This is a genomic window from Helicobacteraceae bacterium (assembly GCA_031258155.1).
Lineage (GTDB): Bacteria > Campylobacterota > Campylobacteria > Campylobacterales > SZUA-545 > JAIRNH01.
Window position 1 is genome coordinate 22992 of the sequence record JAIRNH010000018.1, and the last position, 7066, is coordinate 30057.

At 50.1% G+C, this 7066-nt stretch carries 8 protein-coding genes; 1 reads left to right on the forward strand and 7 read right to left on the reverse strand.

The genetic code is table 11. The features are described from left to right. Position 1: 1 nt before the first annotated feature. The 7 genes from LBF86_02430 to LBF86_02460 form a co-directional block, all read right to left on the reverse strand. The gene (locus tag LBF86_02430) at positions 2-604 is read right to left on the reverse strand and encodes a TPM domain-containing protein (GenBank protein MDR0664363.1); all 603 of its coding nucleotides are present in this window, start codon (positions 602-604) and stop codon (positions 2-4) included. 182 nt (positions 605-786) lie between these two features. Further along, complete coding sequence (locus LBF86_02435; GenBank protein ID MDR0664364.1) at positions 787-1056, reverse strand: DUF4006 family protein; 270 nt, start codon at positions 1054-1056, stop codon at positions 787-789. A 13-nt stretch (positions 1057-1069) separates the two neighbouring features. Continuing rightward, positions 1070-1708 (reverse strand): c-type cytochrome, encoded by a 639-nt coding sequence (locus tag LBF86_02440; GenBank protein ID MDR0664365.1) that lies wholly within the window; start codon positions 1706-1708, stop codon positions 1070-1072. Beyond that, entirely contained in the window at positions 1708-1929 is a 222-nt protein-coding gene (locus LBF86_02445; GenBank protein MDR0664366.1) for a CcoQ/FixQ family Cbb3-type cytochrome c oxidase assembly chaperone, read from the reverse strand. The genes LBF86_02440 and LBF86_02445 overlap by 1 nt, the downstream gene beginning before the upstream one ends. Before the next feature lie 8 nt (positions 1930-1937). Further along, on the reverse strand, positions 1938-2600 hold the full coding sequence (ccoO, locus tag LBF86_02450; protein ID MDR0664367.1) for a cytochrome-c oxidase, cbb3-type subunit II: 663 nt from the start codon (positions 2598-2600) through the stop codon (positions 1938-1940). Positions 2601-2612: 12 nt separating this feature from the next. Continuing rightward, a complete protein-coding gene (ccoN, locus tag LBF86_02455; GenBank protein MDR0664368.1) occupies positions 2613-4097 on the reverse strand; it encodes a cytochrome-c oxidase, cbb3-type subunit I in 1485 nt (494 codons plus the stop codon). A gap of 127 nt (positions 4098-4224) precedes the next feature. After that, the gene (locus tag LBF86_02460; protein MDR0664369.1) at positions 4225-5244 is read right to left on the reverse strand and encodes an LptF/LptG family permease; all 1020 of its coding nucleotides are present in this window, start codon (positions 5242-5244) and stop codon (positions 4225-4227) included. A gap of 138 nt (positions 5245-5382) precedes the next feature. Between LBF86_02460 and LBF86_02465 the strand changes: the two genes are divergently transcribed. Next, positions 5383-6570, forward strand: coding sequence for a tetrahydrodipicolinate N-succinyltransferase N-terminal domain-containing protein (locus LBF86_02465; GenBank protein ID MDR0664370.1), 1188 nt, complete (start codon positions 5383-5385; stop codon positions 6568-6570). Positions 6571-7066 lie beyond the last annotated feature (496 nt).

Sequence of the window (7066 nt, forward strand, 5' to 3'; positions counted from 1 at the left end):
GTTATTTTCCTTCCGCTTTGCCGCGCCGCCACGCTATAAACATAGCCGCCAGCGTCAAGACAATCATAATTCTTACAATCCAAGTAAGCGACAAGCCGAAATTTCTGCTACCGCTGCCGACCGAGCTTTCGAGCGTAACTTCGCGCGCGTTAGCGATCGTATCGACGACATACGCCGCGCCGTTGAAAATACCCGCGCCGATCTGCTGTTGCAAGGTTATATCTCTGCGCCGCTCCGAAAGAATAGGGACAATCGGGCAACCGGGCATAACGCATACAATATCGTCTTTATCGATTACGGTTTGCAATTCGGGAGAGACTATCGCGTCGATCTGCCGATCGCTTTGGCTAATCGCAAGCAGAACAAAAGAGCCGTTAAGTTCGCTCGCGATCGTTTTGGCGTAAACGCCGATCGTCGTATTTGCCTCTAGTTTATCCACGACGCTTACGTAAACGCCCGCGCCGGTTTTAGCTTTTAGCTCGGCGCTCATCTCGTTAATTTTAGCGATATTTTTATCTATCAGTATATTATCGTTACGCAATACAAATTCTTCGGCAAAAACATTGGAAATCAAAAGCGCGATAAAGGGGAGAAAACGCGGCATACAAATCTTTCTAACTAGTAAAATAAGACAAACGCAAACCTTAGAGGGGGCTATAAACCCCCCTCTTAAGGACAAAAGGCGTTTAGCCGATAAACACGGCTCCGCCGATCGTAACCGACCAAACGGAAAGAACCGCGAGAACGATATGCAACAGTACTATCAACTTATCCATCCCATTCTCCTTATTTGGAATCGTTAAAGGCTTTAAAGTTGGTTTCGCCCGACGCGTCAAACATCTCAACCTCTTTAAGGTTGGCGAAAACATCCTCTTTCGTGGTAGGGTTTGGCTTGGAGGCGCCCGTAACTACGTAAGGCTTATTTGCGTGTGCCTGTTGCGTCAAAATCCCAAGCGTCGTTAGACTGGCGATAATGCTTAGCAACAAGACGACCGCAACCAACATTCCGCTAATTCCGTTTAACGCGAAATAGCCTCCTGATTTCTCTGAACTCATAACCTTACCCCCTCTATTTTCTGGCGGCTATATAAGCCGCGACAGCTTCTTGTTGCTTATCGTTAAGCAATCCGCTCGCGTTAAACGAAGGCATTACGCCAATGCCGTTGGCGCCCACAACGCCGCCCGTGCCAGCTTGAACAAAGCCGACTACAATGGCTTTAGAGGTTTCCTCGTCAAACTCGCTCGCGTATTTTCGCAAATCCGCCGCTCTGCCGCTGTTGCCGTCGGCGGTCAAACCGTGACATTGCGCGCATTGCGCCAAGAAAACGCTTTCGCCAATTTTAACCAGCTTCTCTGGACCGGCGTTTTGCCACGCAGCCTCGAACTTGTCGTTAAACGCCTTAGTCTCCGAGTTAAGCTCGCCGATTTGGCTATAAGCGTTAAGCGGATACCCGGCTACCCAATACCAGATCGCCCATATGAGCATCAGTATAAAGCTAACCGTCCAGCCGGCAGGAAGCGGATTGCTAAACTCCTTAATGCCGTCCCATTCGCCCGGTTCCGTTTGACCGCCGCCTTTATGCTCCTTAATTTGCTTAAAGTACAGGCCGATCACAAACAGGCTGATCAACACGCACGCGAAGAATCCCGCGGCGCCTAAATAGTTGATCGTATTGTTCGATCCTAAGAGCGATTCAATAAAACCCATTATTTATCCTTTGTTTGTTCTTCCGAGCTTATCGCTCGATCTTCTCGCGGCTCTAAAGGCTCGTCGTCCAAACCGTCGTTTAAGACAAGATTGGAATACTCCTCGTAACGATCCCTGCGCGCTTTGTTGATATATAGGTAGTATATATACCATACCAACAATATCGCCGAGATCGCTATCGCGAAGAAATACGTATAACCTTTAAAGAGCGTCCAGTTCAAATTTTGCCTTACTGTCTGCTGTTAAGATAAGCGATAAGCGCGACAATTTCCGAAACCTCGCCTCTCTCATACGCCGCTTTAACCGCAGGGTCTTTCATGTTATCCACAATCGCCCTAGCCTCCGTTAACGCGATTCGTTTAGCGCTCGCCAGATCGTTGTCGGGAAGCTGATCGGGGCTATACGGCGTGTTGAAAACAAGTTTAACCGTCAAAGCCTCCGCGTAAGCGGTGTCAATATCGGCTATCTTGTTAAACAACCACGGATACGGAGGCATAATCGAGCCGTTCACTACGCCTTGCGGATCTTTCATGTGTCCTTCGTGCCAGTCGGTCGTGCGGTAGTTGCCCACGCGCGCAAGATCGGGACCGGTGCGTTTAGAACCCCAAGTAAAGGGACGATCATACGCGAACTCGCCGCTAAGCGAGAAATGCCCGTATCGATCCGTTTCGCTTTTAAACGGACGAATAAGTTGCGAATGGCAGGCGTTGCAGTTTTCCTTGAGATAAACGTTCTTGCCCGCTAGTTGCAAAATGGTGTAGGGTTCTAGCCCTACGATAGGACGGGACGCTTGCGCGAAACCCGGAATGATCTCAACCAAACCCGCGAACGCGATCGTAAGAAATAGGAACACCGCGAAGAAAAACGGGTGCTTTTCTAACCAATGAAACATAACGCCTCCTCCTTAATTCGCCGAGATCGGGGTCGCCGCGACAGGTTCTTTTTCAACCTTATCGCCGCTCGTAATCGACTTGATCACGTTCCACACGAAGATCAAGAAGCCGACAAAATACAGAGCGCCGCCGACGCCGCGAATAATATAATACGGATGCAACGCTTCAACGGTGCTGATGAAGCTATACAACAAATTGCCGTAATCATCGACCGCGCGCCACATTAAGCCTTGCGTAATACCCGCAATCCACATACTGGTAAAGTAAAGCACGATACCGGTGGTTTGAATCCAGAACTGAATATCGATTAGTTTCGCGCTGTATAGCTTGCGCCCATACATACGAGGAACCATATGATAGGTCGCCGCCATCACGCTGAAACATACCCAGCCCAGAACGCCGTCGTGAACGTGTCCGACAATCCAATCTGTGAAGTGAGCCAAAGCGTTAACCGATTTAATAGATTGAATCGGTCCTTCAAGGGTGGAGAACATATAGAACACCGACGCGAGGATCAACATTTTGATAATCGGGTTAGTGGTAACCTGATGCCACTGTCCGCGAAGCGTAAGCAGGAAGTTGATAGCCGTCCCCCAAGAGGGAAGTATCAGCACTACGGAGAAAACCGATCCCATCGTCTGCATCCAGTCTGGAACAGTCGAATAGATCAGGTGGTGTCCGCCCGCCCAGAGATAAACGAACATCAAAGACCAGAACGAATACAGCGACAATTTGTAGCTATATACCGGCGCTCCGGCTTCTTTGGGCATAAAGTAATAGACCAGCGCAATCACCGCGGAAGTAAAGACGAACGCGACCGCGTTGTGTCCCCACCACCATTGGATCAGACCGTCGTTGGTGCCGCTATACATAGAAACCGAGTTAAATATCGAGCCGTAGCCGGAGACAATAGTCGGAATCTGAAGGTTGTTGGTGATGTATAGCATAGCGATCGCAAGAAACGTCGCGATGAAATACCAGAGCGAAATATAGAGGCTCTTTTCGCGTCGAACGCCGATCGCGCCCCACATATGCAGCCCCCAAACAACCCATAAAACGACGATAAGAAGGTCGATTGGCCAGATAAGCTCGATGTATTCCTTGTTCTGCGTTAGACCGGCAAACAGCGTTACCACCGCAAGCGCGAGAATAAGCACATAGAGCCAAAAGTGAATGTATCCGAGCGCTTTCAGGAAAGGATATTCGTTAAACGAAATCTTTAGAACGCGCTGCGAGATGTAATACCACGCCGCCCAAATACCGCTTAGCATAAATCCGTAGATAATGCCGTTAGTATGAAGCGGGCGAAGACGACCGAAAGCGACAAACTCGCCGTAATCGCCTAGAATGCCTGTCAGGTTGAACGCGGGCCACGCCATTTGAAACGCGAGCAAAACGCCGACTAGCATACCGATAATGCCAAAGATCACCATAGTGTAGGTGAACAGCTTGGCGACTGAGTAGTCGTAACTGAGCGATGCACTCGATGATTGCATGCTACCTCCTTAATGGAATAAACGCCAAATTGCAACGACATTCTATTCAAAATTTAATTAACTAACGCTTAGTGGCTTCACATTTTTTTCACAAATAAATAGGACAAAAATAGTGCGCTTAAGTTTATTAAAAGCGTTTGAGCTTGACGCGGGCGATCAAAATAACTACGGCAAGCCATATCGGAGGAACTATAAAGGCATAGACGCCAAGCCTATCGCCTATCGTCATAGCCGGCGCGTAAAACAACACGCTCAGCGCCAGCGCCTGCGCGCCGGAATGGTTTTTGGCAAAACGCGGCGAATACACGCCTATCGCCGCGGCGGGTAGGGAGACAATCGTAAAGACGACGGCTAAAACCGCCCAAACAAGCTCTCTAGCGGTGATTCGGCTTGTTTTGGCTTTAAGCCAATGATCGATTACGCCGCTGTATTCAAGCGATCTGATCCTGCCGCTTTCATTTACGACCATCGCTTTGTAATCTATCTGTCTAACTCCGTTTTCATCCGCTTCGTAACCGCGCCCGTCGCGCAAGGCGAGCCTCAAAAGCCCGCGATCGTTGATCATGTCCGCGCTTTTAGCCAGCACGAAAAACCTTCTGTTTTGATCGCCGGACGCGGAATACAGCGCTATATCGCGATAGTCTCTCTCGCCCTCCTTAGAACCGACGAATAGAAGCCAATCGCCAAACTTTTGACCAAACTCCCCAGAGCGAATATTGATCTGCGCGTCGTCTTGTTTGCTAAAGAGCAGCGCCTTTTGCAGGTATTGCGCCTTTGGCGCGACGACAAACCCCAAAATCGACAGCCCAAGCGCCAAAACGAGCGAAAGCGGGACAAACGGGCGCATAATCCGCCAAATATCGGCTTTGAGGCTAAAAAGCGCGATCATCTCAAGATCGCCGCTTAACCGCGACATTTCCGTGATAAGCCCCGCGAAAAAGGAGATCGGCAACACGTATAGCAGTAGTTGCGGCAGTTGCCCCAAGTAGAGCAAAAACATCTCGTAAAAGCTAATTTTAACCACCGCCGTCATAGCGGAGAGCTGCACAAACGAAACCATCGTGGCGATCAGAAACAGCGCGCCAAAAAGCGGAAAAAAGCCGACCCAGAATTGTGCGAGCAGATAGCGATCCAATACGCCGCGCAAACGTTGTGCCTTTTTGAGCGGCGCAAGACGAAACGATCGCCTTTAATCGCTCGTTTAATTTAAATAGCCGCAATTTTAGCAAAAGCGTCGTTTGGCATAATGACGGCGGCAAATCGATTATTTAAAGGTTCAGATAAGATGAATACGGCGGAATTTGAAAAAACGATCGAGGATTTTCAAAAAAGCGGCGACTATAAAGAGCCGATCGCGTTTGGAATCGCGCGCGTCGATCGCTCCAAAATCGCGAGCGATCGCGTTTTGCAGGCGACGTTCGCGCACGTCAATTACAGGGAAAACTACAAGAGCGGCGCGGTTTATCTAAACGCTCTTAAGCTAAGCGGCGAGCCTTGCGACGTTGGCGGCGCGGAGCTTATCGCGCCCGTTTCGGCGCGGTTTATCAACGAGGCGCTAAATCTGTTAGAGCCGTTTATCGACGAAGCGGCGGGCGAAAAGCACAAAAACGTTCAAGTTCTCCTAACCTTAGCCGAGATTGGCAAAGAGAGGGCGCTAAGCGATTACCGCGTCGTTTTCTTGTTCGCCGACGAGGCGCCAAAAACGCCGGAGGCGCTCTATCTAAAACTCTACGCGCTATCGACGGGTAAAGCGGCTTTGCGATCGCTAAACCTAGACGGCGCGTTTGGAATCTTGCCAAACGTAGCGTGGGTTGGCGGCGAGCCGATCGATTTGGAGTGGCTAAGAGAAAATGAGATCGAGCTTAAACTGCGCGGCGAGTTTCCCGCGATCGATTATGTCGATAAGTTTCCGCGCTATCTAAGGCATATTATCCCCGCCGACAACACGCGGATATTGGACGGCTCGAAGGTGCGCTTCGGCGCTCATCTTGGCGCCGGAACGACGATTATGCCGGGCGCGAGCTACGTTAATTTTAACGCCGGCACGACGGGAGCGGCGATGATCGAAGGGCGTATTAGCTCCAGCGCGATCGTCGGCGCGGGATCGGACGTGGGCGGCGGCGCGTCGATCTTGGGCGTGCTGAGCGGCACGAGCGGCAAACCCGTTACTATCGGTAAGAATACGTTGCTTGGCGCAAACTCCGTTACGGGGATCGCGCTTGGCGACGGGTGCATAGTGGATGCGGGAATAGCGGTTTTGGAGGGCGCCAAGATCGCCGTTAGCGACAAAGAGGCGATCGAGATCGCGAAGATCAACCCCTCTTTTCACGTAAGCGGCGAAAAGACGCAGATCGTCAAGGGCGCGGACCTTTCGGGTCTGCATGGAATTCACTACCGCGTCAACAGCCAAACGGGTCAAATGCAGGCGCTCAGAAGCAAGCGCGAGGTAAAACTAAACGCCGATCTGCACTAAACGCCGTTTTGGATCTCGGATAAAGATCAACCTCTTATTTTCACGATAGGCGGCGAAAATACGCGGATTGCCATAAATCGCCGCAAAAATCGTAAAAATGGCGCTAGCCGTTCAAGCGCTAAAGCGTTTATACGTTTTTAGCTAAACGCCTTTACGGATAAAATTGAAGACTTTCGCCGCTTTAAGAGCGATAAACGCTCGGCGCCGAAATCGGCGTTTCTAGGCTTATCAAACGGCGCGAACGCTACATTACGCCGTATTTCAATTCAAGTCCAGCTTTTACAATTTAGCTCTTAAGTCGCGTTTTATTGGGCAACGTTGCGTGTTGCTTTTGCTGTGCAAGAAAAACTAATTTAAGCGGAGACGATCTAACATTCGCTAATTTTGATTTTATCAAGAAAGGAGAGCGCTACAATGCAATTCGCTCGGTTTGGCTCGATCCTTAATCCGTTATCGAAGGTCAAAAAAAGATTCCTCTCTCTCTCTCTCTCTCTCT

Bases quoted from the DNA above. Each gene is read 5' to 3' on its own strand.
- ccoO (MDR0664367.1), bottom strand. From the start codon at position 2,600: ATGTTTCATTGGTTAGAAAAGCACCCGTTTTTCTTCGCGGTGTTCCTA.
- LBF86_02430 (MDR0664363.1), bottom strand. From the start codon at position 604: ATGCCGCGTTTTCTCCCCTTTATCGCGCTTTTGATTTCCAATGTTTTT.
- ccoN (MDR0664368.1), bottom strand. From the start codon at position 4,097: ATGCAATCATCGAGTGCATCGCTCAGTTACGACTACTCAGTCGCCAAG.
- LBF86_02440 (MDR0664365.1), bottom strand. From the start codon at position 1,708: ATGGGTTTTATTGAATCGCTCTTAGGATCGAACAATACGATCAACTAT.
- LBF86_02465 (MDR0664370.1), top strand. From the start codon at position 5,383: ATGAATACGGCGGAATTTGAAAAAACGATCGAGGATTTTCAAAAAAGC.
- LBF86_02435 (MDR0664364.1), bottom strand. From the start codon at position 1,056: ATGAGTTCAGAGAAATCAGGAGGCTATTTCGCGTTAAACGGAATTAGC.